The sequence below is a fragment of the Bacillus cereus group sp. BfR-BA-01350 genome, from assembly GCF_022663775.1.
Taxonomy (GTDB): domain Bacteria; phylum Bacillota; class Bacilli; order Bacillales; family Bacillaceae_G; genus Bacillus_A; species Bacillus_A paranthracis.
This window is the reverse complement of sequence record NZ_JAKUGD010000037.1, coordinates 1-507: the sequence shown is the minus strand read 5'-3', so window position 1 is coordinate 507 and position 507 is coordinate 1. Positions and strand designations below refer to the sequence as shown.

Genomic DNA, 507 nt, shown 5'->3' with positions numbered 1-507 from the left:
TGAAGTGACCCCCGAAAGTTAGACAGGTCGTTTCATTAGGCAGCCTCTAGGGTATGAGCCCGGTATTGTACTGGGCTCATACCCTTTAATTTTGCCTTAATTCTTTTATGATTATAGTATTCTATATACTTTGCTAATTCTTGTTTGAAATGTGTTATACTTTCAAATTCTTTTCGATACAGAAATTCCGATTTCATGATACCGAAGAAATTTTCAATAACGGCATTGTCATAACAGTTTCCTTTGCGAGACATACTTTGAGTTATGCCACGATTCTTAAGAGAATGACGGTATTGTTTCATTTGATAGTGCCAACCTTGATCAGAGTGAATGAGGAGTTTATCTGGATCGGTTACACAATAAAGGGCTTGGTCCAACATCGTTGAAACAAGGGAATAGGTCGGTCTGGAACCAATTGTATACGTGATAATTTCACCATTAAATAAATCCAACATTGGTGATAGGTATAACTTCTCCCCAAATAACTTAAACTCCGTAATATCTGTA

Annotated in this window: 1 protein-coding gene; it reads right to left on the bottom strand. The window is 36.7% G+C overall.

The window, feature by feature from the left end; genetic code table 11:
- Positions 1-35: 35 nt before the first annotated feature.
- The coding region (locus MR147_RS26780) for an IS3 family transposase (RefSeq protein ID WP_242304888.1) at positions 36-507 on the bottom strand (472 nt) is incomplete at its 5' end.